Annotated in this window: 23 protein-coding genes; 11 read left to right on the forward strand and 12 right to left on the reverse strand. The window is 72.0% G+C overall.

All coding sequences use genetic code 11. The annotated features are described in order from the left end of the window. Positions 1 to 27: 27 nt before the first annotated feature. Positions 28 to 957 carry an NAD-dependent epimerase/dehydratase family protein gene (locus tag ACLJOU_RS02025; RefSeq protein WP_410562454.1) on the reverse strand — a complete coding sequence of 310 codons (930 nt, stop codon included), beginning with the start codon at positions 955 to 957 and terminating at the stop codon, positions 28 to 30. 23 nt (positions 958 to 980) lie between these two features. Continuing rightward, complete coding sequence (locus tag ACLJOU_RS02030) at positions 981 to 2153, reverse strand: DegT/DnrJ/EryC1/StrS family aminotransferase (RefSeq protein ID WP_410562456.1); 1173 nt, start codon at positions 2151 to 2153, stop codon at positions 981 to 983. 128 nt (positions 2154 to 2281) lie between these two features. On the opposite strand from ACLJOU_RS02030, the gene ACLJOU_RS02035 reads away from it, so the two are divergent. Together ACLJOU_RS02035 and lhgO are read left to right on the forward strand one after the other, a co-directional pair. Then, positions 2282 to 5389, forward strand: coding sequence for a BTAD domain-containing putative transcriptional regulator (locus ACLJOU_RS02035; RefSeq protein ID WP_410562459.1), 3108 nt, complete (start codon positions 2282 to 2284; stop codon positions 5387 to 5389). Positions 5390 to 5506: 117 nt separating this feature from the next. Further along, positions 5507 to 6694 (forward strand): L-2-hydroxyglutarate oxidase, encoded by a 1188-nt coding sequence (lhgO, locus tag ACLJOU_RS02040; RefSeq protein WP_410562461.1) that lies wholly within the window; start codon positions 5507 to 5509, stop codon positions 6692 to 6694. Here lhgO and ACLJOU_RS02045 read toward each other — a convergent pair. Together ACLJOU_RS02045 and serS are read right to left on the reverse strand one after the other, a co-directional pair. Continuing rightward, a complete protein-coding gene (locus ACLJOU_RS02045) occupies positions 6691 to 7692 on the reverse strand; it encodes a DUF3558 family protein (RefSeq protein WP_410562464.1) in 1002 nt (333 codons plus the stop codon). The genes lhgO and ACLJOU_RS02045 overlap by 4 nt on opposite strands. Positions 7693 to 7759: 67 nt before the next feature. Further along, positions 7760 to 9019 carry a serine--tRNA ligase gene (gene serS, locus ACLJOU_RS02050; RefSeq protein WP_410562467.1) on the reverse strand — a complete coding sequence of 420 codons (1260 nt, stop codon included), beginning with the start codon at positions 9017 to 9019 and terminating at the stop codon, positions 7760 to 7762. 119 nt (positions 9020 to 9138) lie between these two features. Between serS and ACLJOU_RS02055 the strand changes: the two genes are divergently transcribed. Then, positions 9139 to 10431: an aspartate aminotransferase family protein gene (locus ACLJOU_RS02055; RefSeq protein ID WP_410562469.1), complete on the forward strand. Its 1293-nt coding sequence runs from the start codon at positions 9139 to 9141 to the stop codon at positions 10429 to 10431. Positions 10432 to 10453: 22 nt separating this feature from the next. Here ACLJOU_RS02055 and ACLJOU_RS02060 read toward each other — a convergent pair whose 3' ends face one another. Continuing rightward, entirely contained in the window at positions 10454 to 11377 is a 924-nt protein-coding gene (locus ACLJOU_RS02060; protein WP_410562472.1) for an NADP-dependent oxidoreductase, read from the reverse strand. Between the two features lie 89 nt (positions 11378 to 11466). Here ACLJOU_RS02060 and ACLJOU_RS02065 point away from each other — a divergent pair, with 89 nt between their 5' ends. Next, positions 11467 to 12036 carry a TetR/AcrR family transcriptional regulator gene (locus ACLJOU_RS02065; RefSeq protein ID WP_410562474.1) on the forward strand — a complete coding sequence of 190 codons (570 nt, stop codon included), beginning with the start codon at positions 11467 to 11469 and terminating at the stop codon, positions 12034 to 12036. A 9-nt stretch (positions 12037 to 12045) separates the two neighbouring features. Here the strand turns inward: ACLJOU_RS02065 and ACLJOU_RS02070 are convergent, their stop codons facing one another. Genes ACLJOU_RS02070 through ACLJOU_RS02085 form a run of 4 tightly spaced genes read right to left on the reverse strand, consistent with a single transcriptional unit; the run spans position 12046 to position 15227 of the window. Beyond that, entirely contained in the window at positions 12046 to 12951 is a 906-nt protein-coding gene (locus ACLJOU_RS02070) for a haloalkane dehalogenase (protein WP_410562477.1), read from the reverse strand. A 9-nt stretch (positions 12952 to 12960) separates the two neighbouring features. Beyond that, positions 12961 to 13413, reverse strand: a complete 453-nt coding sequence (locus ACLJOU_RS02075; RefSeq protein WP_410562480.1) for a DUF350 domain-containing protein — start codon at positions 13411 to 13413, stop codon at positions 12961 to 12963. 44 nt (positions 13414 to 13457) lie between these two features. Then, positions 13458 to 14624 (reverse strand): glutathionylspermidine synthase family protein, encoded by a 1167-nt coding sequence (locus ACLJOU_RS02080; RefSeq protein WP_410562481.1) that lies wholly within the window; start codon positions 14622 to 14624, stop codon positions 13458 to 13460. Beyond that, complete coding sequence (locus ACLJOU_RS02085) at positions 14625 to 15227, reverse strand: hypothetical protein (RefSeq protein WP_410562484.1); 603 nt, start codon at positions 15225 to 15227, stop codon at positions 14625 to 14627. A gap of 95 nt (positions 15228 to 15322) precedes the next feature. Here ACLJOU_RS02085 and ACLJOU_RS02090 point away from each other — a divergent pair, with 95 nt between their 5' ends. The 4 genes from ACLJOU_RS02090 (at position 15323) to ACLJOU_RS02105 (ending at position 18730) form a co-directional block, all read left to right on the forward strand. Then, the gene (locus ACLJOU_RS02090; RefSeq protein WP_410562486.1) at positions 15323 to 16423 is read left to right on the forward strand and encodes a septum formation family protein; all 1101 of its coding nucleotides are present in this window, start codon (positions 15323 to 15325) and stop codon (positions 16421 to 16423) included. After that, positions 16423 to 16773 (forward strand): metallopeptidase family protein, encoded by a 351-nt coding sequence (locus ACLJOU_RS02095; RefSeq protein WP_410562489.1) that lies wholly within the window; start codon positions 16423 to 16425, stop codon positions 16771 to 16773. The genes ACLJOU_RS02090 and ACLJOU_RS02095 overlap by 1 nt, the downstream gene beginning before the upstream one ends. A gap of 172 nt (positions 16774 to 16945) precedes the next feature. Next, positions 16946 to 18211: an MFS transporter gene (locus ACLJOU_RS02100; protein WP_410562490.1), complete on the forward strand. Its 1266-nt coding sequence runs from the start codon at positions 16946 to 16948 to the stop codon at positions 18209 to 18211. A 39-nt stretch (positions 18212 to 18250) separates the two neighbouring features. Continuing rightward, on the forward strand, positions 18251 to 18730 hold the full coding sequence (locus tag ACLJOU_RS02105) for a hypothetical protein (protein ID WP_410562493.1): 480 nt from the start codon (positions 18251 to 18253) through the stop codon (positions 18728 to 18730). Between the two features lie 48 nt (positions 18731 to 18778). On the opposite strand, the gene ACLJOU_RS02110 is transcribed toward ACLJOU_RS02105, so the two are convergent. The 3 genes from ACLJOU_RS02110 to pheA all read right to left on the reverse strand — a co-directional run bounded on the left by ACLJOU_RS02110 (position 18779) and on the right by pheA (position 21057). Beyond that, positions 18779 to 19417, reverse strand: a complete 639-nt coding sequence (locus ACLJOU_RS02110; RefSeq protein WP_410564667.1) for a DUF4232 domain-containing protein — start codon at positions 19415 to 19417, stop codon at positions 18779 to 18781. A gap of 117 nt (positions 19418 to 19534) precedes the next feature. Further along, the gene (locus ACLJOU_RS02115) at positions 19535 to 20152 is read right to left on the reverse strand and encodes a histidine phosphatase family protein (RefSeq protein ID WP_410562495.1); all 618 of its coding nucleotides are present in this window, start codon (positions 20150 to 20152) and stop codon (positions 19535 to 19537) included. Next, the gene (pheA, locus tag ACLJOU_RS02120; protein WP_410562497.1) at positions 20149 to 21057 is read right to left on the reverse strand and encodes a prephenate dehydratase; all 909 of its coding nucleotides are present in this window, start codon (positions 21055 to 21057) and stop codon (positions 20149 to 20151) included. Before pheA ends, ACLJOU_RS02115 begins: the two co-directional genes overlap by 4 nt. Positions 21058 to 21155: 98 nt before the next feature. Here pheA and ACLJOU_RS02125 point away from each other — a divergent pair, with 98 nt between their 5' ends. The 3 genes from ACLJOU_RS02125 to ACLJOU_RS02135 all read left to right on the forward strand — a co-directional run bounded on the left by ACLJOU_RS02125 (position 21156) and on the right by ACLJOU_RS02135 (position 23311). Next, the gene (locus ACLJOU_RS02125) at positions 21156 to 21776 is read left to right on the forward strand and encodes a macro domain-containing protein (protein WP_410562500.1); all 621 of its coding nucleotides are present in this window, start codon (positions 21156 to 21158) and stop codon (positions 21774 to 21776) included. A gap of 177 nt (positions 21777 to 21953) precedes the next feature. Further along, positions 21954 to 22886, forward strand: a complete 933-nt coding sequence (gene coaA / locus ACLJOU_RS02130) for a type I pantothenate kinase (protein ID WP_364276133.1) — start codon at positions 21954 to 21956, stop codon at positions 22884 to 22886. Between the two features lie 269 nt (positions 22887 to 23155). Then, on the forward strand, positions 23156 to 23311 hold the full coding sequence (locus tag ACLJOU_RS02135; RefSeq protein WP_206784075.1) for a hypothetical protein: 156 nt from the start codon (positions 23156 to 23158) through the stop codon (positions 23309 to 23311). Position 23312: the final 1 nt, after the last annotated feature.

Here is a 23312-nt window from a genome sequence, read left to right on the forward strand (position 1 = left end):
CCGCTGAGAAGAGCACGTCGGCGGTACTCACTCGGTTTCCTTGACCAGATCCCGCATGCCGTCCTCGACGGTGATCCGCGGCTCCCAGCCCAGCACGTCCCGCGCGCGGCTGATGTCGGCCGCCCGGCGCGAAACCAGCACGTCACGCTCGTTGAACAGCGGCTCGACGTCGACGCCGACCGCCTCGATGAGGATCTTGGCCAGTGCGGCGATCGAGGTGTCGATGCCGGTGCCGATGTTGATCGGCAGGTTCGCCTTCTCCGATTCCAGCGCCGCGACGACGGCGTGGGCGAGGTCGGTGACGTGCACGAAGTCCATCGACTGGTCGCCGCGGCCGTCGATGATCGGCGGCTGGCCGGCGCGCAGGCGCTGGATGAAGTGGTTGATCACCGACGTGTAGTAGGCCTCGATCTTCTGGCCAGGGCCGTACACGTTGAAGAACCGCAGCGCGTTCCAGGAGAGGCCCTTCTGCCGCTCGTAGAACCCGAGCAGGTCCTCGCCGGCGCGCTTGGAGATGCAGTACGGCGTGAGCGGGCGCAGCTCGTCGTCCTCGTGCATCGGCAGCCGCTTCGGGTCGCCGTAGACCGACGCCGTCGAGGCGAACACCAGCCGCTCGACCCCCTCGTCGGCGGCCGCGGCGAAGACGTTGTGGTTGCCGATCATGTTGATGTCGATCGACTCGTGCGGGTCGGCGATCGACTTGTTGATCGACACCGTCGCGAAGTGGATGACGTGCGTGCAGCCGCGCATCGCCTCGCGCACCGCGCCGCCGTACCGGACGTCCTTCTCGACCAGCTCGACCTTGCCGGTCGCGACGAACTCGTTGACGCGGGCCCGGTCGCCGCGGGTCATGTTGTCGAAGATCCGGACCGTGTAGCCACCCTCGAGCAGCAGCGGGATCACGTGCGCGGCGATGAAGCCACCGCCCCCGGTGAAGAGCACCTTCTTGTCGGACACCAATTTCTCCTCGGTCGGCGGCTTCAGGACAGGGACTGCACGGCTTCGCGCACGACCTCGGCGACGCGGGTGACTTCGGCGTCGGTGAGGTTGGCGTGCATCGGGATGGCGAGCTGACGCGCGAACGCGTCGGCGGAGACGGGCAGCGGGGCCTGAGGCCCGTAGATCGGCTGCAGGTGCGAGGCGTAGGTGCCGAAGTTGCACTGGACGCCCTGCGAGCGGATCCGCAGGGCCAGGATGTCGCGGCTGACCTCGGGCGCGACCGTGAGCAGGTAGGCCTGCCACGGGTGCTCGCGGTCGGGCAGCTCCACCGGCACGGTCAGCGCATTGACGTCGGCGAAAGCCTCGTGGTAGCGCTTCGCGACCGAGCGGCGGGCGGCGAGGAGGTCCGGGAGCCGGTCGAGCTGGACGTTCATGATCGCGGCCTGGACGTCCGAGAGCCGGAAGTTGTAGCCGAGCTCGTGGAACTCCGGGATGGGCAGCGTGTCCGAGCCTTCGCGGCTGATCGCCGGCTCGATGCCGTAGGTGTGGAGCTTGCGGGCGTGCGCGATGAGGTCTTCGCGGTCGGAGACGAGCGCGCCGCCCTCGCCCGCGGTGATGCCCTTGCGGCCGTGGAAGGAAAAGGCGGCCAGGTCGGCGAGGCTGCCGGCCGGACGCGTCTTGTACGTCGCGCCCGCGGCGCAGGCGGCGTCCTCGAAGAGCCAGAGGCCGTGCCGGTCGGCGATCGCGCGGTATTCGTCGAAGTCACCGGGCTGGCCGGCGACGTCGACGGCGAGGATGCCGACGGTCTTCGGCGTGATCAGGGCTTCGACGTGCGCCGGGTCGGCGCTGAAGACGTCCGGGCGGATGTCGGCGAACACGGGCTTCGCGCCCGCCTGCACGACGGCGTGGCCGGTCGCGGGGAACGTGTAGTCGCCGACGATCACCTCGTCGCCCGGCCGCACGCCGAGGACCTTGAGCCCCAGGAAGAGCGCCGAGCCGCAGTTCGCGGTCGTCAGCGCGTGCGCCGTGCCGGTGACCTGGGCGAACCGCTCCTCGAAGCGGCGGCACGCCGGCCCGGCGCCGGCCAGCCAGCCGGAGCGGAACACCTCGGCGACGGCAGCGAGCTCTTCGGCACCGACGGTCGGCTGACCGAGGGCGATTCCGCCGACGGACTCCTTCCCGCGGAGGCGGCGTTCAGCACTGTCTGACGACATACCTCTCCCGTTGCGTGGGGACCCGGCGAAGTGTATAGACGCGCGCTCAGGTGATTCACAGGCCCACGCCGAACTCCCGTGTGGAGTGACGTCCGCCGCAGGTCGGGGGACGTCCTACGCTGGGTTCCATGCGATTCGGGGTGCTGGGGGCCGTCGCCGCGTGGCGCCCGGACGGCAGGCAGGTGGCGGTGGGCGGCCCGCGGTCGCGGACGCTGCTGGCGCTGCTCGCGCTCGAGGCCGGCCGGTTCGTCCCGGCCGAGCGGCTGATCGACGGCATGTACGGCGAGCACCCGCCCGACGGCGCCGCGAACGCCCTCCAGTCGCAGGTGTCGCGGCTGCGGACGGCGCTGAAGGACCTCGCGCCGGTCGAGTTCACCGCGGCCGGGTACCGGCTGGCCGTCGCTCCGGACGAAGTGGACGTCCACCGCTTCGAACGTCTCACCCGCGAAGGCCGCGCGCTGCTGAAGAACGGCGAGCACGGCCGGGCCGCGGACGTGCTGGGCGAGGCACTCGCGTTGTGGCGCGGGCCCGCGTTCACCGACCTGGTGGACGCGCCCTTCGCCGCCGCGCAGGCGACGCGGCTCGAGGAACGGCGCGCGGACGCGGTGGACGACCACGTCGAGGCGCGGCTGGCGCTCGGGCAGGCCGAAGACGTCCTCGCCGGCCTGCGGGAGACCGTCGCCGGGCAGCCGCTGCGGGAACGGCCGCGGGCGCAGCTGGTCCGGGCGCTGGCCGCCGCCGGCCGCCCGGCCGACGCGCTCGCCGTCTTCGAGGACGCCCGCCGCACGCTGGCCGACGAACTGGGCGCCGACCCCGGCCCCGTACTCGCCGAAGCCCACCTCGCGGTGCTTCGCGGCGAAACCGAGAAGCCGGTCCTCCCGGCGTTGCCCGCGCAGCTGACCAGCTTCGTCGGCCGCGACGACGAATTGCGGCAGCTGACGGAGCTGCTGGCGCGCGCCCGGCTCGTGACGCTGACCGGCCCCGGCGGCACCGGCAAGACCCGGCTGGCCGTCGAGGTCGCCGCGGCCCAGCCCGGGCCGGTGGCGTTCGTGGAGCTCGCCCCGCACGGCGGCGCCGACGTCGCCGGTGCGGTGCTGGCCGCGCTCGGCCTGCGCGAGAGCTCGCGCGGCGGCCCGCAGGACCCCGTGGAGCGGCTGGTTCCGGCGCTGCGCGACCGCCCGGTGCTGCTCGTGCTCGACAACTGCGAGCACGTCGTCGACGTGGCGGCCCGGCTGGCCGCGCGCCTGCTCGCCGCGTGCCCGGGGCTGCGGGTGCTGGCCACCAGCCGCGAGCCGCTCGGCATCACCGGCGAGCAGCTGGCCCCGGTGCCGCGGCTGGCCGTCCCGCCGCCCGGGACGTCCGCTGCGCAGGCCCGGGAGTTCGCGGCCGTCCGGCTGTTCGCCGACCGCGCGGCCGCGAGCGATCCCGCGTTCGCGCTCGGAGAAGCGACGATCGGCGACGTCCAGCACATCTGCGCCGCCCTCGACGGCCTGCCGCTGGCCCTGGAGCTGGCCGCGGCCCGCGTCCGGACCCTCGACCTCGGCGAAATCGCGGCCCGGCTCGACGACCGGTTCCGGCTGCTGGCCCGCGGCAGCCGGACGGCCGAGGCCCGGCACCGCTCGCTGCGCGGCGTCGTCGAGTGGAGCTGGGACCTGCTGACCGGCGAGGAGAAAGAACTCGCGCGGCGCCTGACGGTGTTTTCCGGCGGTGCCACCGCCGCGGCCGCCGCCGAGGTCTGCGGCGCGGACCCCGACCTGCTGCCGGAACTGGCCGACAAGTCACTGGCCGAAGCCGTCGGCGGCCGGTTCCGGATGCTGGAGACGATCCGCGCGTTCGGCGCCGAGAAGCTCGCCGAAGCGGGCGAGGCGGAGACCTGTCACCGGGCGCACGCCGAGTACTTCCTGCGGTTCGCCGCCGAAGCGGACCCGATGCTGCGGACCGCGGACCAGCTGGCGTGGCTGGCGCGGATCGACGCCGACTACGACAACATCCTGGCCGCGCTGCGCTGGTCCACCGAGCACGACGTCGTGCTGGCCCTGCGGCTGGTGCCGCTGCTGGCGATGTACTGGTGGATGCGCGGGCGGCGGTTCGAGGGCGCCGGGTTGTCGCTGGCCGTCGTTTCGCGGTGCCCGCCCGAGGTGCGCGAGGAGTACGTCGAGGAGTTCCTGGTGTGCCTGCTCGGCGCGCTGGCCGGGCCGCCGCACGAGTCGCTGGAGCAGTACCGGCCGCTGGTCCGGCGGTACGCGACGGCGGACTGGACGCCCCGCAACCCGATGCTGGTGATGCTGCTGGGGGTAGTGGTCGGTCCGCCGGGTGACGACGCCGAGCTGCTCGGCCGCGGCAAGAGCCTGCTGGCGGCCGGCGACGCGTGGGGCTGGGCGCTGCTGCCGCTGGGCCTGGGCCTGCGCGCGATGTTGTCGGGCGACCTGGCCGGTGCCGAGGAAGGGCTCCGCGAAGGTGCGGCGCAGTTCCGCGCCCTGGGCGAGCGGTGGGGTCTGTCGATGGCGCTCGACCACCTGTCCCAGCTGCTGACCTGGCGGGGCGAGTACGCGGCCGCGTTGCCGCTGATGGACGAGGCGCTCGGCCTGATGCACGAGATCGGCGCGACCGACGACGTGGCCGACCTGATCGGCCGCCGCGCGTGGGCCCACCTGCTCTCGGGCGACCACGCCCGGGCCCGCGCGGACTACGACCTGGCCGCGGCCACCGCCCGCCGCTCCGGCATGCCGGAATCCCGCGCGGCGGCGTACGTCGGCTCGGCGAACCTGGCCCGCCTGTCCGGTGACCTGGCCACGGCCCGGGAGCTGTGCGAGCGCGCGCTGGCGGAGTGCGCGGGTGGTTCGTTCGCGGCGGAGTCGGTGCGCGCGGCGACGTTGATCTCGCTCGGCTGGCTGGCGTCGGCGGAAAACCGGACCGCGGAGGCGGCCGGGCTGCACCGGTCCGCGCTGCTGCTCGGACGGCAGTGGCACGCGGGCGACGTGGTGGCGTCCGCCCTGGAGGGCTTGGCCGGCGTGGCCCGGCCGGCGCAGGCGGCGGTGCTGCTGGGCGCGGCCGCGGCGGTCCGGGGCACGGCGATCAGCGGCGATCCGGACGTCACGGCCGTCCGGGGGCGGCTGGTGGAGTCGCTCGGGGTCGACGGGTTCGAGCGGGGCTACCGGACGGGACTCGGGATGAGTGCGCAGAAGGCCCTGGAACACTCGATCGAGGGAGAGGTGTCGCCGAGTTCGGACACGTAGGCCGGGACCGAGCGCCGGAACGGGCGCCGTTGGCCGAGCTCACGGGCCTGTTCGCGGCGATTCCCGCAGTTCAGCCCCCGCACCGCCGGCTTGCCCGCTCGCGTAGCCTGATCGACCGTGCGCAACGTCGTAGTCGTCGGGGGCGGGATCGTCGGTCTGGCCGTGGCCTGGGAGCTGACCAGGCGCGGGCTGGACGTCACCGTCCTGGAGAAAGAGTCCCGGTGGGCGGCACACCAGACGGGGCACAACTCGAACGTCGTCCACGCCGGCCTCTACTACAAGCCCGGCTCCTTCAAGGCGCGGATGTCCGTCGCCGGCAATCGGTCGATCGTGGACTTCGCGCGGCAGTACGGCGTGCCCGTCGAGGTGTGCGGGAAGCTCGTCGTCGCCACCCACGAGAGTGAACTCCCCGCGCTGAACGCCCTCGCCGAACGCGCCGAGGCCAACGGCGTCCCGGCCAAGCAGATCTCGCCCGCCGAAGCGCGCGAGTTCGAGCCCGAGGTCGCCTGCGTCGCCGCCCTGCGCGTCGAATCCACCGGGATCATCGACTTCCCGGCCGTCTGCCACACGCTCGTCCGGCTGCTCGACGAAGCCGGCGTCGACCTCCGGCTCGGCTCCCCGGTGCGAGCCATCCGGACCGGGAACGACGGCGGGGTCGAGGTCGCCACCGGCGACGACGTCGTCCAGGCCGACGCGCTCGTGAACTGCGCCGGCCTCCACTCCGACCGCGTCGCCCGGCTGGCCGGCCTGACGCCGTCGGCGAAGATCGTGCCGTTCCGCGGTGAGTACTACGAGCTCAAGCCGGAGCGGCGGCACCTGGTCAAGGGCCTGATCTACCCCGTGCCGGACCCGACGCTGCCGTTCCTCGGCGTGCACCTCACGCGCATGCTCGACGGCAGCGTGCACGCCGGCCCGAACGCCGTGCTCGCGCTGCGCCGCGAGGGCTACCGCTGGCGCGACTTCTCGGCGAAGGACGTCGCCGAGGTCGCCACCTTCCCCGGCGCCTGGCGGCTCGCGAAGAAGTACGCCTTCCCGACCGGCCTCGACGAGGTCCGCCGCTCGTTCTCGAAGAAGCGGTTCGCCGCAAGCCTCGCGCGGCTCGTCCCGGCCGTCACCGAGGACGACATCGTCCGCCACGGTTCGGGGGTGCGCGCCCAGGCGATGCGCCGCGACGGCTCACTCGTCGACGACTTCCTCATCGAGACCGCGCGCGACCAGGTGCACGTCCTGAACGCGCCGTCACCGGCCGCGACGAGCGCGCTGGAGATCGCGCGCCACATCGCCGACCAGGTCGCGAAGGACTAGCCCGGCAGGTTCGCCGTCACCAGCGGCAGGCCCTGCTTGACGACGTCGCAGGTCTTCGTGTCGTCGCCGATGAACCCGCTGACCACCTGCACCGACGACGTGTCGGTGATCGCCAGCGTTGCGCCGCAGGTCACCCGCAGCCCGCCCATGTTCGGGAACAGCCCCCACTTCCGGCCGCCGACGTCGATCGTTTCGGTCGGGTTGACGCCCTTCGCGCCCGGCCATTCGCCGACCGGCGTGCTGGGGCCGAACCAGACCTCGAAGGCCTTCTGGCCACCGTCGCCGTCGGTGTCGTCCCAGAGGCAGTACGACGCGTTCGGCACCGTCGACGAGGTGTCCTTCTCGCCGGTCGGCGAGATGTTCTTCAGCTGCGCCACCTGCTCCGGCTTCAGCATCGCGCACGGGTCCGCCGACAGCAGCGGGCCGCCCGGCTCGGGCTTGGCCGACGTCGTCGGCGTGACCGGCGGGGCGTCCTGGCCGCCCGGCAGGTGCGCCGCGACCTGCGGGATCACGACCTTCGCCAGTTCACACGACTTCTCGAGCTTGCCCGCCGAGACGCTGACGTAGGCGAACGACTTGGCGCCGAGCAGGGCGTAGAACGTGCAGTCGTCGGGCAGGATCGAGGCGTACTGCGTCCAGGTGAGGCCGCCGACCTCCTGCGGCCCGGACTTCTTGAGGGCTCCGGAGATGTACTCGTTGAAGTCCATGTCCGACGCGATGCCGACGTTCAGGACGGCCGAGGGCTCGATGTCGTCCTTGGTGTTCCAGAGGCACATCGGCGGCTGGAGCCGCTCCTTGTTCTCCTTCACCGAACGGCCCGGCGCCCGGTAGCCGAGGGCGTCGACCTGGGCCTGGTCGAGCAGCGTGCAGGCGTCGACGGCCGTGGCGACCGGGCCCTGGCCGGGCACCGGCGACGCCGAGCCGCCGACGGTCGCCGTGCAGCCGGTCACCACGGTCACGGCCGCCAAAGCCGCCGCTGCCTGCCACTTCATGCGCATCGAGTGCCTCCCGTTCGGCCCGGACACTACTGGGACGAACGGAGCAGCACCGCGGATCCGCCCGATTTCAGCGGGGTGTCAGGACTTCCTTGCCGCCGACGAACGGCCGCAGCGCCTCGGGCACGCGGACCGAGCCGTCCTCCTGCTGGTGGTTCTCGACGATCGCGACGATCCAGCGGGTGGTGGCCAGGGTGCCGTTCAGCGTCGCGGCGATCTGCGGCTTGCCGTTCTCGTCGCGGTAGCGGACCGACAGGCGGCGGGCCTGGAACGTCGTGCAGTTGGACGTCGAGGTCAGCTCGCGGTAGGTCTCCTGGGTCGGGATCCAGGCCTCGCAGTCGAACTTGCGGTGCGCGGACGTGCCGAGGTCGCCGGTCGCGGTGTCGATCACCCGGTAGGGCACCTCGATCTTCGCGAGCATCTGCTCTTCCCAGCCGAGCAGCCGCTCGTGCTCCGCCTCGGCGTCGGCCGGCTTGGCGTAGACGAACATCTCGACCTTGTCGAACTGGTGGACGCGGATGATGCCGCGCGTGTCCTTGCCGTAGGAGCCGGCCTCGCGGCGGTAGCAGGACGACCAGCCCGCGTAGCGCTTGGCGTCGGTCAGGTCGAGGATCTCGTCGGAGTGGAAGCCGGCCAGCGGCACCTCCGACGTGCCGACGAGGTACAGGTCGTCGTCCTCGAGGTGGTAGATCTCGCTCGAGTGCTGGCCGAGGAAGCCGGTGCCGGCCATGATCTCCGGGCGGACCAGCGACGGCGTGATCATCGGCGTGAAGCCGTTCTCGAGGGCCTGGGCGATGGCCATGTTGAGCAGGCCGAGCTGCAGCTGCGCGCCGACGCCGGTGAGGAAGTAGAAGCGCGAGCCCGACACCTTGGCGCCGCGTTCCATGTCGACGCCGCCGAGCCCTTCGAGCAGCTCGAGGTGGTCCTTCGGGGTGAAGCCGAACTTCGTCGGCTCGCCGACGTGCTTGAGCACGGCGAAGTCGTCTTCGCCGCCGACCGGCGCGCTCGGGTGGACCAGGTTCGGCACGGTCCGGAAGAGCTGGTCGAACTCCTCCGACGCCGTGTTCTGCTCCACCTCGGCCGCCTTGACCTGCGCGGCGAGGTCCTTGGCCGTGGCCAGCAGCCGCTGCTTCTCCTCCGGCGGCGCCTTCGGGATCTGCTTGCCCAGTACCTTCTGCTCGTTGCGCAGCTTGTCGGCGGCCGCGATCGAAGACCGGCGCCGGGAGTCGAGGGAGAGCAGCTTGTCGACCACTCCCTCGTCTTCGCCACGGGCGCGCTGCGACGCGCGCACGGCTTCCGGGTCATCGCGCAGAGTCCTGGGGTCAATCACGGGTCAGAGGGTAGTCCGTACAGACTGTGCGGCCCTACTGGGTTATCCCGACAGTCTGATCGTTGAAGCGCTGTTCACGGCGTCCTCATACTCCAGGGAAACCCTGAGGAGGCGCCCCGATGACCGACGAGCTGCTCGCCCGGCACCGCGCTGTCATGCCGTCCTGGATGTCGCTGCTCTACGAGGAGCCGATCGAGATCGTGCACGCGCACGACCGGCGGATGACCGATGCCCAAGGGCGGACGTACCTCGACTTCTTCGCGGGGGTGCTGACCAACTCGATGGGCTACGACGTCGCCGAGATCGGCGACGCGGTCCGCAAGCAGCTCGACACGGGCATCCTGCACACCTCGACGCTGTACCTGATCCGGTCCCAGGTCGAGCTGGCCGAGCGGATCGCGAAGCTGTCGAACATCCCGGACGCCAAGGTGTTCTTCACCAACTCCGGCAGCGAAGCCAACGACACGGCGCTGATGCTGGCGACGCAGTACCGCCGCAGCAACCAGGTGCTGGCCATGCGCAACAGCTACCACGGGCGGTCGTTCGGGACCGTGGCGATCACCGGCAACCGCGGCTGGTCGGCGTCGGCGCTGAGCCCGGTCAAGGTCAGCTACGTCCACGGCGGCTACCGGTACCGCAGCCCGTTCCGCGACCTGTCCGACGCCGCGTACATCGACGCGTGCGTCGCGGACCTGGTGGACGTGCTGGACACGGCGACGGCCGGTGACGTGGCGTGCCTGATCGCGGAGCCGATCCAGGGGGTGGGCGGGTTCAGCCTGCCGCCCGACGGGCTGTTCCGGGCGATGAAGGAGGTGCTGGACGCCTACGGGGTCCTGTTCGTCTCGGACGAGGTCCAGACCGGCTGGGGCCGCACGGGCGAGCACTTCTGGGGCATCGAGGCGCACGGCGTGACGCCGGACATGATGACGTTCGCGAAGGGGCTGGGTAACGGCCTGGCGGTCGGGGGCGTGGTGGCCCGCGGGGACGTCCTGGACTGCTTCCAGGCGCAGTCGTTCTCGACGTTCGGCGGCAACCCGGTCTCGATGGCCGGGGCGACGGCGGTGCTGGACTACATCGCCGACCACGACCTGCAGGCCAACTGCGCGGCCCGAGGCGCGCAGCTGCTGTCCGGTCTGCGGGCGGCCGCGTCACCGCTGGTGGCGGAGGTACGCGGCAAGGGCCTGATGATCGGGGTGGAGCTGGTCAAGCCGGGCACGACGGAACCGAACGTCCCGGCGGCGGCGCGGATGCTCGAGGAGACGAAGAAGCGCGGGCTCCTGATCGGCAAGGGCGGGCTGCACGGGAACGTGCTGCGGCTCGGGCCGCCGATGACGCTGACGGCGGACGAAGCCCAGGAAGGCCTGGACATCCTCGTGGACTCGCTCGCGGCCACGCACGCGGCGCTGACCTGAGCGAGCCCACGACTGCGTCGGTCTAGAGGTCGATGACGATCTTGCCGTGCACGTGCCGGCCGGCCTGGCGCTCGGCCGCGCTCCGGATCTGCTCGACCGGGTAGCTCGCCGCGATCGGCACCCGGAGCCGGCCCGCCGCGACCAGGCGCGCGAGCTCGTCCAGTGCCCCGGCCGGTGCGTTCGCGCCGTTGGCCGCCGCCACGCCGTCGACCTGTGCGGCGATGGTGCAGATGCGGCCGTCCGGGACACCGAGTTCCCGGGCGGTCTGCACCGTCTCCGTCCCGTGCAGGTCGAGAGCGGCGGTGACACCGCCGGGCGCCAGAGCCCGGACCCGGTCGGTCAGGCCGTCGCCGTAGCCGACCGGCTCGGCGCCGAGTTCGCGCAGGAACCCGGCCGAGTCCGCCGACCCCGTCCCGATCACCCGCGCTCCCGCGATCCGGGCCAGCTGGACGGCGAACACCCCGACCCCGCCCGCCGCGCCGCCGACCAGCACGGTGTCGCCCGGGCCGGGGTCGAGCACGGCGAGGGCGGCGGTCGCCGTGCGGCCGGCGATCGCGAGGGTGGCGGCGGTGCGGTCGTCGACGCCGTCGGGGGTGCGGTGGACCTCGTTCGCCGCGATCTCCCCGGCCGCGTCGACCACCACGAACCCGGCGACCGCGCGGGACAGGGCGCCGCCGAACACCCGGTCGCCCGGAGCGAACCCGGTCACCCCCGCTCCGACCTCGTCGACCACTCCGGCGTAGTCGGTCCCGAACCCGGACGGGAGGCTCAGGCCGAACCGGGCGGCGGTGTCCGCGTCGGCGGTCATGATCCAGTCCATCGGATTCAGGCCGGCCGCGGTGACCCGCACCCGCACCTGTCCCGGCCCTGCCTCCGGCACGGGGATCTCCCGGACGGTCAGGACCTCCGGGCCGCCGAACGAATCGAGCTGGACCGCCCTGCTCATGCCTGTCTCCTCGCCTTGGGGGAACGCAGAGAAACGGACTATGCTCCGTTTCCAACGACGACCGTAGCACAACCGGAGCGTGATCCGTTTTGACTGACGTGGAGGGCCGCACGCCGCGGGCGGACGCGGCCCGCAACCGCGAGCAGCTGCTCGCGGTGGCGACTCGCGTGTTCGTGGCGGCGGACGGCGAGCCCTCGATGCGGGCGATCGCCCGCGAGGCCGGGGTCGGCATCGCCACGCTCTACCGGCACTTCCCGACCCGCGAGGCGCTCGTGGACGCGGTCTACCGGGACCAGGTCGGGCGGCTGACGACCGGTGCCCGCGAGCTGCTCGACCGGCTGCCCCCGGCGGCGGCGATGCGGCACTGGACGGACTTGTTCGGGGACTGGATCGCGACCAAGAACGGCATGCTCGACACCCTGCTCGCGATGATCGAGTCGGGCGAGATCGCCCACGCGGAGACGCGGACCGAGCTGCTGGCGGCCATCACCGCGATCCTCGACGCCGGGGCCGCGGCGGGCGACCTCCGCTCCGACGTCACCGCCGAAGACATCGCCGCCTCCCTCATCGGGATCTTCACCGTGGCTCCCCCGCCCGAGCAGGCGGCCAAGGCCGGCCGTCTGCTGAACCTCCTGATGGACGGGCTCCGGCCGACCTGAGCCGGCTGCTCAGCCCCGGACGAACCGCACCACGTGCCCGGCCAGTTCCTCGCCCGCGTCCTCCTGCAGGAAGTGCCCTGCTCCCGTGATGACCGGGTGGTCCAGCCCCTGCGCGCCGCGCATCGCGCGGCGCAGGACCGGGGCCATCCCGCCCGTGATCGGGTCGCCGTCGGAGAACGCCACCAGGAACGGGAGGTCCAGCTCGGTCAGCGTCTTCCACGCCGCCCGGTTGGCCGCGGACGCCGGGTCGTCCGGCCGGTAGGGCACCAGCGACGGCATCGCCCGCGGCCCGGCCTTGTACGTCTCGTCCGGGAACGGCGCGTCGTACGCCGCCCGGACCGCGTCCGGCAGGGGAGAACGGCAGCCCGACTGCACGAACCGGCCGACGTCGAGCACCGGGGCCTTCTCCACGGCCGAGCGGAAGGCGTGCCACTGCGGCGGCATGTCGACGTCGCCGGTGGGCAGGCCGGTGTTGGCCGCGACCACCCGCGCGAACCGCGAGGGGTTCTCCGCCACCAGGCGCAGCCCGATCAGGCCACCCCAGTCCTGGCCGACCAGCGTCACTTCGCGCAGGTCCAGAGCGTCGAACGCGAACCCGCGCAGCCACTCCACGTGCCGGGCGTAGCTGTGGTCGGCCACGTCGGCCGGCTTGTCGGACCGCCCGAACCCGACCAGGTCCGGGGCGATCGCGCGCAGGCCCGCCGACGCCAGCACCGGCAGCATCGTGCGGTACAGGAACGACCAGCTCGGCTCGCCGTGCAGCAGGAGCACCACCGGCCCGTCCGCCGGACCCGCCTCGACGTACCCGATTCTGACGGGGCCGCCGTCCGGGTCCGCCAGCTCGGCGTACCGCGGTTCGTAGGGGAAGTCGGGCAGGTCGGTGAACCGGTCGTCCGGTGTCCTCAGCAGGCGCACGACCCCACGTTAGGAGATGCCGACCGCCACCACGAGCCCCAGGCCGATGTGCGCTGCCGCCACCACGATGCTCACCGGAGCGAACTTCTCGCTCTCGATCGTGGAGGCCACGTCGATGCGGGTCGCCCACTCCAGGAGCCGGATCCCGATCACCTGGACGGCGATCCCGAGCAGGCCGTAGACCAGCGACGTGATCAGGCCCTCGGTCAGGTCGCTCGCCGAGTTGAAGATCGCCACGACGACGATGAACGACATCGCGAGCAGCCCGGACGCCGTCACGATCACCGCGTTGGGCAGGCCCTGCGTCACCAGCTTCGACAGCTTGCCCGGCGTGGTCCAGTCGATCGCCCAGAAGCCGGCGAACATCAGCAGCAGGCCGATGACGCCGTAAAGGAGGATCGCGCCGATCCCCCGCACGAGGTCGGAGCCGAACGTGTCGGACAGCGCAAGGGTCGAGGTCACGAGTTTCTCCCAGGTGGAAAGAGCTGATCAGCGACGGTGTTCTATCACGCTTCGGGGATGCGATGTGGGACGAAAGCGGCACCGTCGTCGGTGACCAGCCCGCCGGTCTCGCGGATGCCCAGGCCCGCCGAGCTGTCGCCGACGATCCACGCGCCCAGCGCCGGCCGGTAGCCGTCGAAGTCGGGCAGCGGGTCGAACGCCTGGTAGACGAACCCTTCCGCGCCGTAGACGCCGTCGGTCTGGGTCTCGTAGCCGGTCGCGACGATCTGGACGTTCGCGCCCTCGCGGCCCAGCTTCGGCTTGCGGACGTACTCGGTGAGGATGCCGGGGTCGTCGGCGAACGCGGGCAGCAGGTTCGGGTGGCCCGGGTAGTTCTCCCACAGGATCGCCAGCAGCGTCTTGTTGGAGAGGATCATCTTCCACAGCGGCTCGATCCACAGCGTCCGCGGCAGCGACTCGACGGCGTGGCGGCCGAACTCCTCGTCGACCACCCACTCCCACGGGTACAGCTTCAGCACGGTCGCCATCTGCGCCTCTTCGAGGTCGACGAACCGCTTGAGCACCGGGTCCCAGCCGATCTCCTCGATCGCCAGGCCCACCGTGTCGAGCCCGGCCTCGGCCGCGGTCTCCTGCAGGTACGCCGTCGTGACGTTGTCCTCGCCGGACGGGTCGGCCGCCGACCAGGTGAAGTGCAGTTCGTTGGACGGCAGCTTGTCCCGCAGCAGGGACCACCGCTCGACCAGCTTCTCGTGGATCGAGTTCCACTGGTCGTCGTCCGGGAAGACGTCGGTCTTCCAGTGCCACTGCAGCAGCGACGCCTCCAGCAGCGTGGTCGGCGTGTCCGCGTTGTACTCCAGCAGCTTCGCCGGGGACTTGCCGTCGTAGCGCAGGTCGAACCGGCCGTAGACGTGCGGGTCCTGCCGCTTCCACGACTCGGCGATGTGCGGCCAGACCCACTCCGGGATGCCGAAGCGCCGGTAGCCCTCGGTCGTCACGACGTTGTCGACGGCCTCCAGGCACATCGAGTGCAGCAGTTCGACGTCCGCTTCGAGCGAGAGGACCTCGTCCATGTCGAAGACGTAGTGCACCGACTCGTCCCAGTAGGGCCGCATCCGCCCGCTGGCGTCGCGGGCCGGCGTGCCGTAGACGAGCCCCTGCTCTTCGACGATCCGCTGCCAGTCGCGCCGCGGCTCACGCCGGTCCCGGTACACCTACGATCCCCCGCTCTTGCCGCTGCCGCCGGTGCTGCCGCTCTTCCCGCTGATGCCGAAGCCACCGCGCTGGACGGACTTGCCGGACTTCGTGTTGACGCTGGTCCGCGCGGACGGCGGGTCGTACGAGCCGCCGCTGACCCGCTGCCCGATGACCCCGGTACCGCCGTAGTTGTAGCGGTAGCTGTTGTAGCCGCCGCCCGGGATCGGCAGGAACAGGAAGCCACCGCTGTGGTAGCCGCCGTGGCTGCTGACGTACGTGTCGTCGCAGTAGTCGTCGTTCTGGACGACGCCGTTCGAGTCGGTGCAGACCGCCGTGACCGTGCCCTCCGGCTTGGCGACCGTGTAGAAGGTCGCGACCAGGCCGACGAGCCCGACCGTGACGCCGCTGCCGATCAGGATCTTGCGCCGGGTCGCCGCCTTCGCGTCGGCCTGGCGGGCGAGTTCTTCGTCCCGTTCCTCCTGCGCGAGCGCCTGCCGACGCGCGCGCTGCTCGGCGAGCGAAGGTTCCTTGGGACGGGTGTTCGAGTCCTGGAATCTCATGGAACCGCGCTTCGGCGGCTCGGGGGGCGGCTGGTCCCCCGTGTTGCTGTCCTGCGTCATGTGCGCTCCGTAATCCCGGCCACCACGAAACCGTGACCCACCCTAACCACCCTAGGTCGCGCACGTCGCGCGCGGCGCGGGCATCATGGACTGCGATGTCTCCCAGCGCCGATCGGTTCCCCACCGCCACGCAGACGCTGCGCACCCGCGTCGTGATGGGCGGGATCTTCGCGGGCGCGCTCATCGCGCTCGCGCTCAGCGTCGTCTTCTCGTGGAGCGACGGCATCACCGGCGGCGCGGGCGGCGGGGCCGGCAAGCTGTCCGCGGCGGCCGAGGAGGCGTTCCACTCCCCGCCCGGCAGCTGTCTGACCTGGGACAACCCGGACGCGAGCGACGCGCGCAAGATCGCCTGCACGCAGCCGCACCTGTTCGAGGTGACCACGCTGGTGGACATCGGCGCCCAGTACCCGGCGGGCGCGCCCGTCCCGTCGCTGGACCAGTGGCAGCAGATCGCGCAGCAGAAGTGCACCGCGGACGTGAAGCCCTACCTCGGGCACAAGCTCGACCCGTACGGCAAGCTCACGACGAACCTGCTCCGCCCGACGCAGTCGCAGTGGGAGGACGGCGACCGCCAGCTGCGGTGCGGCCTGCAGTGGGCCGGCCCCGGCGGCAAGCTGCTGCCGACGACCGGGCCGGCCAAGGACCAGGACCAGTCGCTGATCTTCGAGCCGGGCACCTGCCTGGCCCTGCTCGGCAAGGGCGTCGGCGATCCGATCGACTGCGCGAAGCCGCACTCCTACGAGATCATCGCCACCCTCGACCTCAAGAAGCAGTTCAAGGAGGGCTACCCCGCCCAGGACAACCAGAAGGCCTGGCTGGACACGGAGTGCACCAAGGCGGCGGCCGACTACACCGGCGGCGCCGACCTCGACGCGAAGAAGCTGATCCTGACCTGGGACCTGCGGGAGCAGGAGAGCTGGGACGCCGGTTCGACCAAGGTCAACTGCAAGGTGGCCTCGGCGCGGCCCGACAAGAGCGGCCTGCAGGCGGTGACCGGCAGCATCAAGGCCGGGCCGGCGGGCCCGGACGGCGGCCAGCCTCAGGACGGCGGCCCGCCGTCGGACGGAGGCGGCGGCCCGGCCACGGCGAACTCCGCCCCGCCGTCGAACTCCGCAGCGCCGTCGGGTTCCGCAGGGCCGTCGAACTCAGCAGGGCCGTCGAGTTCCGCAGGGCCGTCGACGAAGCAGAGCGGCTGATGCCCGTCGAGATGAGCCGCGATCGGTTCGAAGAGCTGGTCTCCGAGGCCCTGGACGAGGTGCCGCCCGAGTTCGCGCGCGCCATGGACAACGTCGTCGTGCTCGTCGAGGAGTTCAACGACGAGGCGCCGGACATCCTCGGGCTCTACCACGGGATCGCGCTGACCGAGCGGACGTCGTCCTACGGCGGGGTGCTGCCCGACCGGATCTCGATCTACCGGCAGCCGATCCTGGCCATGTGCGAGGACGAGGACGAGGTCGTCGAGGAGGTCCTCATCACCGTCGTGCACGAGCTCGGGCACCACTTCGGCATCGACGACGCCCGGCTGCACGAACTCGGCTGGGGCTGACCCCGCGCGGATTCCCCCGTCACTCCGCCGGGTTCCACCGGTTTCCGCACTTGCGACCGGAAACTGTCACGGGTTTCACCAGTGGTGACAACGTGACCACGCGCAGCCATCACCGCCGGTTATCCTCGTACGCAGTCGTGGGGTGACTTCGATTTCGTGCGGGGGAGGCACCGTGAACGAAGCCCGGAGCGACAGGGGCGGCCGAAGACTCAGGTGGCTGCTGACGTCGAGCGCGGCGTCCCACCTGGGGGACGGCATCGGCAAGGTGGCCCTGCCCCTGCTGGCCACGACGCTGACCCGCGATCCCGTGCTCATCGCCGGGTTGTCCGCCACCCAGTTCCTGCCCTGGCTGCTGTTCGCCGCGGTCGCCGGCGCGCTGGTCGACCGGATCGACCGGCGGCGCGCGATGATCGTGGCGAACACCGCCCGTGCCACCGCCGTCGGCGCCTTGGCCGTGCTCGTCGCCGCCGGCGGCATGACGATCTGGCTGGTCTACCTGGTCGCGCTGATCATCGGAACGGCCGAGACGATCGCGGACAGCGCGGCGAACGCGTTGATCCCGGCGGTCGTCGGCGACGGTTCGCTCGACGCGGCCAACAGCAAGCTGCAGGCCTGCGAGATCGTCGGCCAGACGTTCCTCGGTGGCCCGGTCGGCAGCCTGACCTTCGCCCTCTTCGCCGCCTTCCCCTTCATCCTGAACTCCGCCGGCTTCGCGATCGCGGCCGCGGTGCTGCTCGGGCTGGCCGGCACCTACCGCGGCAAGGCCGAGACCCCGGTCGAGCCGGCGAAGCTCCGCACGGAGCTCGCCGACGGCCTGCGCTGGCTGCGCGGGCACCCGCTGCTGCTGCGGCTGGTGGTCGTGGCCGGGTTGCTGAGCCTGGTCAGCGAGCTCGCGCAGGCGCAGCTGGTGCTGTACGCGCTCGAGGACCTCCACCTCTCCGACGCGACCTTCGGCCTGTTCGCGTTCGTCGGCGGGATCGGCGGGCTGCTCGGCGCGGGCGTCGCCCCGCGGCTGGTGCGGGCGACCGGCCGGCTTCCGGTGGTCGTGGGCGGGATCGTCGGCTGCGGCCTCGGCTTCGGCGGGATGGGCCTGGTGCGCTCGCCGGTCGCGGGCGCGGCGCTGTTCGGCCTGTTCGCGGCCGCGGTCGTGGCGGTGAACGTCGTGCTCGCGACGGCCCGGCACACGCTCGTGCCCGGCGAACTGCTCGGGCGGGTGCTCGGGGTGTGGCGCACGGTCGTCTGGGGCGCGATCCCGCTCGGCGCGCTGCTGGGTGGCGTGCTGACCGAGCGGCTCGGCTCGGCCGCGCGGACGTTCGCCGTGTCGGGCGTGGCGATGCTGGTGATCGCCGCGTTCGCGTTCGGCGCGCTGCGGCGGTCCGCTCTCGGTGACGAATCGGACTCAGCCGCGGCGCTGACGCACCACGACCCGGGATTGTGAGCTGAAATAGCTCCTCACCCAGGTGGTGAGGAGGCAGCCATGCGCACCGTGGACCCGGGGACCGGCACCGACGCCGATCCCGACTTCGACGAGCCTCCGGCGGAGTCCGGGGCCGAGTCCGCGCCCCCGCCGTCCCGCCGGTTGCCGGTGCTGTGCGCGGTGGCCGGGTTCGTGCTGGGCGCGAGCGTGCTCGGGCTCTTGTGGGCACTGTCCGGCGTACACGCCGGCGCGCTCGAAGACGCCGTCGCGGCGTGCCAGGCGCTCGACCGCGTGGGCGAGCTGCCGGACACGAGCCGCGACGCGCAGCCGGCGCTGACGCCCGGGCTCAGCCCCGAACGCCTGCACCGGATGGTGGCGGCGCGCGAGCTGTCCGCGGCCGCCGCGCAGGTGAACGCGAACTACCAGCCGCTCGCCGACCACATCGACGGCGTCAGCCGGATGGTGCTCAGCCTGCACTTCAGCGACATCTCCGGGCAGCGGCACCTGACCGAGGCCAAAGAGATCTGCGGCCGGATCTGAACAGCCGGGCGAAGCCCGGCCGTCGAGGGCGGTGGGGCGGGGCCCGGGCTAGGCCGAGTGGACGGTCTTCACCGAGAGCTGGTTGCCGGGGATCTTCGTGCCGGCGCAGCCGGTGCCTTCTTCGGGCACGAAGTTCGACGCCGTCTCCTGCGGCAGGTAGATGCGCAGGCCCTTGACCGGCGTCGGCTGGCAGGTGCCCGGGTCGAAGTTGCGCACGTTGACGAACTGGATGTCGGCGGCCGCGGTCTGGCCGGGGTTCAGCTTGACGGCGCTACCCTTGGTGCCCTCGCGGAAGGCGTCCTTGCCGACCTGGTGCCCGTCCGCGCCGGCCACGTAGGACACGCCGGGGAAGCCCTGGATGGTGCACGGCTTCGAGCTGGCGTTCTTGATGAGCAGCGGGCGGAACGTCGAGCCGGCGCCCGAGTCGCCCTGGCCGAGCGAGAGCTTCACGTCCCCGGCCTTGCAGAGCCCGTTGTCGGCGGGCTGGGCGGCCGGTGGCGCGGCGGGCGTCGTCGAGGCGGGGCTCGACGTGGCGGTGGTGACCGTGGTCGTGGTCGGCGTCTCCGAGCTGGACGGCGTCGAACTGCTCGCCGCGTTCGTGGTGCCGCCGCCCCCGCAGGCGGAGAGCGCGAGGACGCCCGCCGAAGCCGCGACGACCGGGAACAACCGTGAAAGCTTCATGTCAATCGCCTCCCTGGTGTGGTGCTACTGGGTAGACGTACCGGGTCGCGGCCGGGTTGGCTGCTCTCGTAAATTCCCCACAGACCGTGTTCTAAACGTGACAGGATCACACTTTAGTGACGCTCAGAGCGGGGTGTCGACCCAGGTCAGGCAGCGCCACTCGCCGTCCGGCCGGGCCGCCAGCTCCACCAGGCCCGTGTTCGGGATCAGCGCCGCGTTGGCCACGTCCGCGTGGACGTTCGGCGCCAGCCACTCGGCGGCCAGCCGGATCGCGCCGCCGTGGCTGACCAGGGCGACCACGCCGTCGGGATCGGCCTGCTCGTGCTTGGCGCGCAGCCGGCCGACGGCGTCGAGCATCCGCGTGCGCACGCTCGTGCCGCTTTCGCCGCCGGGCAGCGACGGCGCCAGCTCGCCGAGGGTCCACCGCCGGACCGTCTCCATGTAGGTGCGGATCGACGCGTGGTCGGTCGCCCCTTCCAGATCACCGGCGACGACCTCGTGGACGCCGTCGACGACCTGCACGTCCAGCGAGAACTGCGCGGCCAGCGGTGCCGCCGTCTGCTGCGCGCGGGTCGCCTGGGACGCGTAGACCGCGACGATCGGCTCGCCCGCCAGCCGGATCGCGAGGTCGTCGGCCTGCGTGCGGCCCAGGTCCGTCAACGGCGGCCCGGGCAGGGCGGTGTCCAGCGCACCGCGGACGTTCCCTTCGGTCTGCCCGTGGCGGATGAGCAGCAGCCTCACGCGGAGTCCCCCTTGCGGACCGCGTCGGCCCACACGGCGGCGTCGACGAAGTCGTCGTTGCCGAACCCCGGCTCGATCGTGGTGCGCGTCCCGTCGGCCCGCGGGTGCGAACCGAGGAACCGCAGGTTGCGGCAGCGCCGGCGCAACGCCGTCAGCGCGTCGAGAACCCGCGGCTCGGCGACGTGGCCCTCGAAGTCGATGAAGAAGCGGTACTCGCCGAAGTTGCTGCGCGTCGGGCGGGCGTCGAGCCGGGTCAGGTTGATGCCGCGGCCGGCCAGCTCGGTGAGCAACTCGGCGAGCGTGCCGGTGCGGTTGGTGGCCGCGGCGACCACGGACGTCCGGTCCGCGCCCGTCGGCTCCGGCAGCTCGCCCGGCGGGCGGACCAGCAGGAACCGCGTCGCCGCGTCGGTGACGTCGGCGACCTCGGTCGCCAGCACCTCGAGGTCGTAGTGCTCGACGGCGACCGGCGCGCAGACCGCCGCGTCGAAGTCACCCTCCAGCACGCCGACCGCGGCGGCCGACGTCGACGACGACGCCACCGCGTGCGCGCCCGGCAGGTTCACCTCGAGCCACTCGCGGACCTGCGCCAGCGCGTGCGGGTGGCTGGCGACGGTCCGGATCTCCGCGGTGCCGGGCCGGGTGAGCACGCTGAAGTGGATCGGCAGGATGGTCTCGGCGACGGCGACCAGCGGGCTCGCCTCGCTGAACGCGTCGAGCGTGGCGGGCACCACGCCCTCGACGGAGTTCTCGATGGGGACGCACGCCGCGTCCGCTTCGCCGGTCCGGACGGCGGTCATCGCCAGCCGCACGGTCTCGACCGGGATCAGTTCTTCGCCGGCGGCGAGCACCCGCGCGGCCTGTTCGGTGAAGGTCCCTCGGGGGCCGAAGTATGCGATCCGTGACACAGCACCCAGGCTACGGGCTCGAACCGTGGCGACATTCACTCGGACAGCCGGTACGGGAACCGGTTACGCCGGGTGGCATTTTTTGCGATGCTGAAGGCGTGACCGCCGAATCGGGCACGCACACCGGACGTGAGGGCGCTTCGCCGCCGGTCGCCCCTCGCGCACCGGAGCTGGTGCTGTGCGCCGTCGATGAACCACTCGCCGAGGCCTGGACCGCCGCTGCCCGGAAGCTGGCCGGCCGGGTCCGGGTGCACCGCGGGTCGGTGCTCGACGTCGTCGCCCAGGCCGTGGTCAGCCCGGCCAACTCCTACGGCTGGATGCGCGGCGGCATCGACGCCGTCTACGCACAGGCGTTCCCGGGCGTGGAGCAGAGCGTCCGCAGCGCTGTCCTGGCCTTCCACGGCGGGGAGCTGCCGATCGGCGACGCCGTCGTGGTGCCGACCGGCGAAGCCCAGCCGGCGTGGCTGATCAGCGCGCCGACCATGCGCGAACCCGGCGAGCGGCTGCCCGCCGACACCGTCCACCCCTACCTCGCCGCCCGCGCGGTCTTCCTGACCTGGCGTGACGGCCGGCTCGACGACGGCCCGGTGCGCGGGTTCGTCGACACGATCGCGATGCCGGGGCTCGGCACCGGCGTCGGCGGCCTCGCCCCAGAGACCTGCGCCCGGCAGGTCGCCGCGGCCTGGGCCGAAGTCTTCGGAGATCGTGACGCTGGGTGAACAACCCCGGATCGGGGGTGGACTAAGTCACAGCGCTTTAACCGGCCGTAAGCCCTACCGTTGATCGAGCAGGTAAAACGTCCGCAGTGACATCCGGGGCTTCGCCCCGGGCCGGGGGCTCCGCCACCCGGACCCCCGCGGGACAGTCAGTGCAGGCGACGGCCGGAGGAGTGTGCGATGACCCGGGTCCGCGAACTCAGCCCGTATGTCGAGCTGCACCGGGAACAATGGAAAGAACTGCGGAGTTCGACGCCGTTGCCGCTGACCGCGGCCGAGCTGCTGCGGCTGCGCGGCCTCGGCGAGCAGGTCGACCTGGCCGAGGTGGCCGACGTCTACCTGCCGCTGTCCCGCCTGATCAACCTGCAGGTCGCCGCGCGCCAGCGGCTCTACGAAGCGACCACGACGTTCCTCGGTGACGACTCCCGCGGCACGAAGGTCCCGTTCGTCATCGGCATCGCCGGGAGCGTGGCGGTCGGCAAGTCGACCACCGCCCGCATCCTGCGCACGCTGCTCGCCCGCTGGCCGGACCACCCGCGCGTCGACCTCGTCACCACGGACGGCTTCCTGTACCCGCGCGCCGAGCTGATGCGGCGCGGGATCATGCACCGCAAGGGCTTCCCGGAGAGCTACGACCGGCGCGCGCTGCTGCGGTTCGTCACCGAGGTGAAGTCGGGCGCCGAGCGCGTCGCCGCGCCGGTGTACTCGCACCTGGCCTACGACATCCTGCCCGGCCAGGAGCAGGTGGTGCAGCAGCCGGACATCCTCATCGTCGAGGGCCTGAACGTGCTCCAGCCGGGGCCGCGGCTGATGGTGTCCGACCTGTTCGACTTCTCGATCTACGTCGACGCGCACACCGACGACATCCAGCGCTGGTACATCGAGCGGTTCCTGGAGCTGCGGCACACGGCGTTCGCGGACCCGGCGTCGCACTTCCACCACTTCGCCGGCCTGCCCGACGACGAGGCCCGCGCCGAAGCCCGGCACCTGTGGCACTCGATCAACGAGCCGAACCTGATGGAGAACATCAAGCCGACCCGGCCGCGGGCGACGCTGGTGCTGCGCAAGGACTGCGACCACGCGATCAACCGCGTCCGCCTGCGCAAGCTCTGAGCCGCTAGATCCCATTGGCCCGGGTGGTGGAGCCCCCGGCCCCGGATGTCACAGTCACGCGAGCCGTCACCCACATGCCGCGTATTCGCACGCTGCGCGAGTGCGCGGCCACGATTCGTCGCGATCTCGCGACTCTCCGCGCCGGAATCCGGCCGATCGGCCGAGGCGGCCCGTTCAGCCGTAACCGGTTGGCCGATACCGGGCGTCCGCTGTGAAAGCGACCCTGAAGGAGTCACGAAAACGGCTCTGAGCTGGGGAGGAGGCCCACGATGTTCGCGATGATCCTCACGTGGGTCGGTGCGGTACTCGGTCTGGCCTTGCTGATCGCGATGGCCGCCGGGACGTTCGTCGTCGACTTCGACGACCGGCTTCAGGAGCGCCGCCGCAAGGCAAAGCCCGCCGAACCGGCAGGCCCCCTCCCTTAGG

The sequence above is a fragment of the Amycolatopsis sp. cmx-4-61 genome, from assembly GCF_046548775.1.
Classification (GTDB): domain Bacteria; phylum Actinomycetota; class Actinomycetes; order Mycobacteriales; family Pseudonocardiaceae; genus Amycolatopsis.

Bases quoted from the DNA above. Each gene is read 5' to 3' on its own strand.
- ACLJOU_RS02085 (WP_410562484.1), bottom strand. From the start codon at position 15,227: ATGACGCAGGACAGCAACACGGGGGACCAGCCGCCCCCCGAGCCGCCG.
- ACLJOU_RS02045 (WP_410562464.1), bottom strand. From the start codon at position 7,692: ATGCGCATGAAGTGGCAGGCAGCGGCGGCTTTGGCGGCCGTGACCGTG.
- ACLJOU_RS02035 (WP_410562459.1), top strand. From the start codon at position 2,282: ATGCGATTCGGGGTGCTGGGGGCCGTCGCCGCGTGGCGCCCGGACGGC.
- ACLJOU_RS02090 (WP_410562486.1), top strand. From the start codon at position 15,323: ATGTCTCCCAGCGCCGATCGGTTCCCCACCGCCACGCAGACGCTGCGC.
- coaA (WP_364276133.1), top strand. From the start codon at position 21,954: ATGACCCGGGTCCGCGAACTCAGCCCGTATGTCGAGCTGCACCGGGAA.
- ACLJOU_RS02105 (WP_410562493.1), top strand. From the start codon at position 18,251: ATGCGCACCGTGGACCCGGGGACCGGCACCGACGCCGATCCCGACTTC.
- ACLJOU_RS02055 (WP_410562469.1), top strand. From the start codon at position 9,139: ATGACCGACGAGCTGCTCGCCCGGCACCGCGCTGTCATGCCGTCCTGG.
- ACLJOU_RS02060 (WP_410562472.1), bottom strand. From the start codon at position 11,377: ATGAGCAGGGCGGTCCAGCTCGATTCGTTCGGCGGCCCGGAGGTCCTG.
- ACLJOU_RS02095 (WP_410562489.1), top strand. From the start codon at position 16,423: ATGCCCGTCGAGATGAGCCGCGATCGGTTCGAAGAGCTGGTCTCCGAG.
- ACLJOU_RS02135 (WP_206784075.1), top strand. From the start codon at position 23,156: ATGTTCGCGATGATCCTCACGTGGGTCGGTGCGGTACTCGGTCTGGCC.
- ACLJOU_RS02030 (WP_410562456.1), bottom strand. From the start codon at position 2,153: ATGTCGTCAGACAGTGCTGAACGCCGCCTCCGCGGGAAGGAGTCCGTC.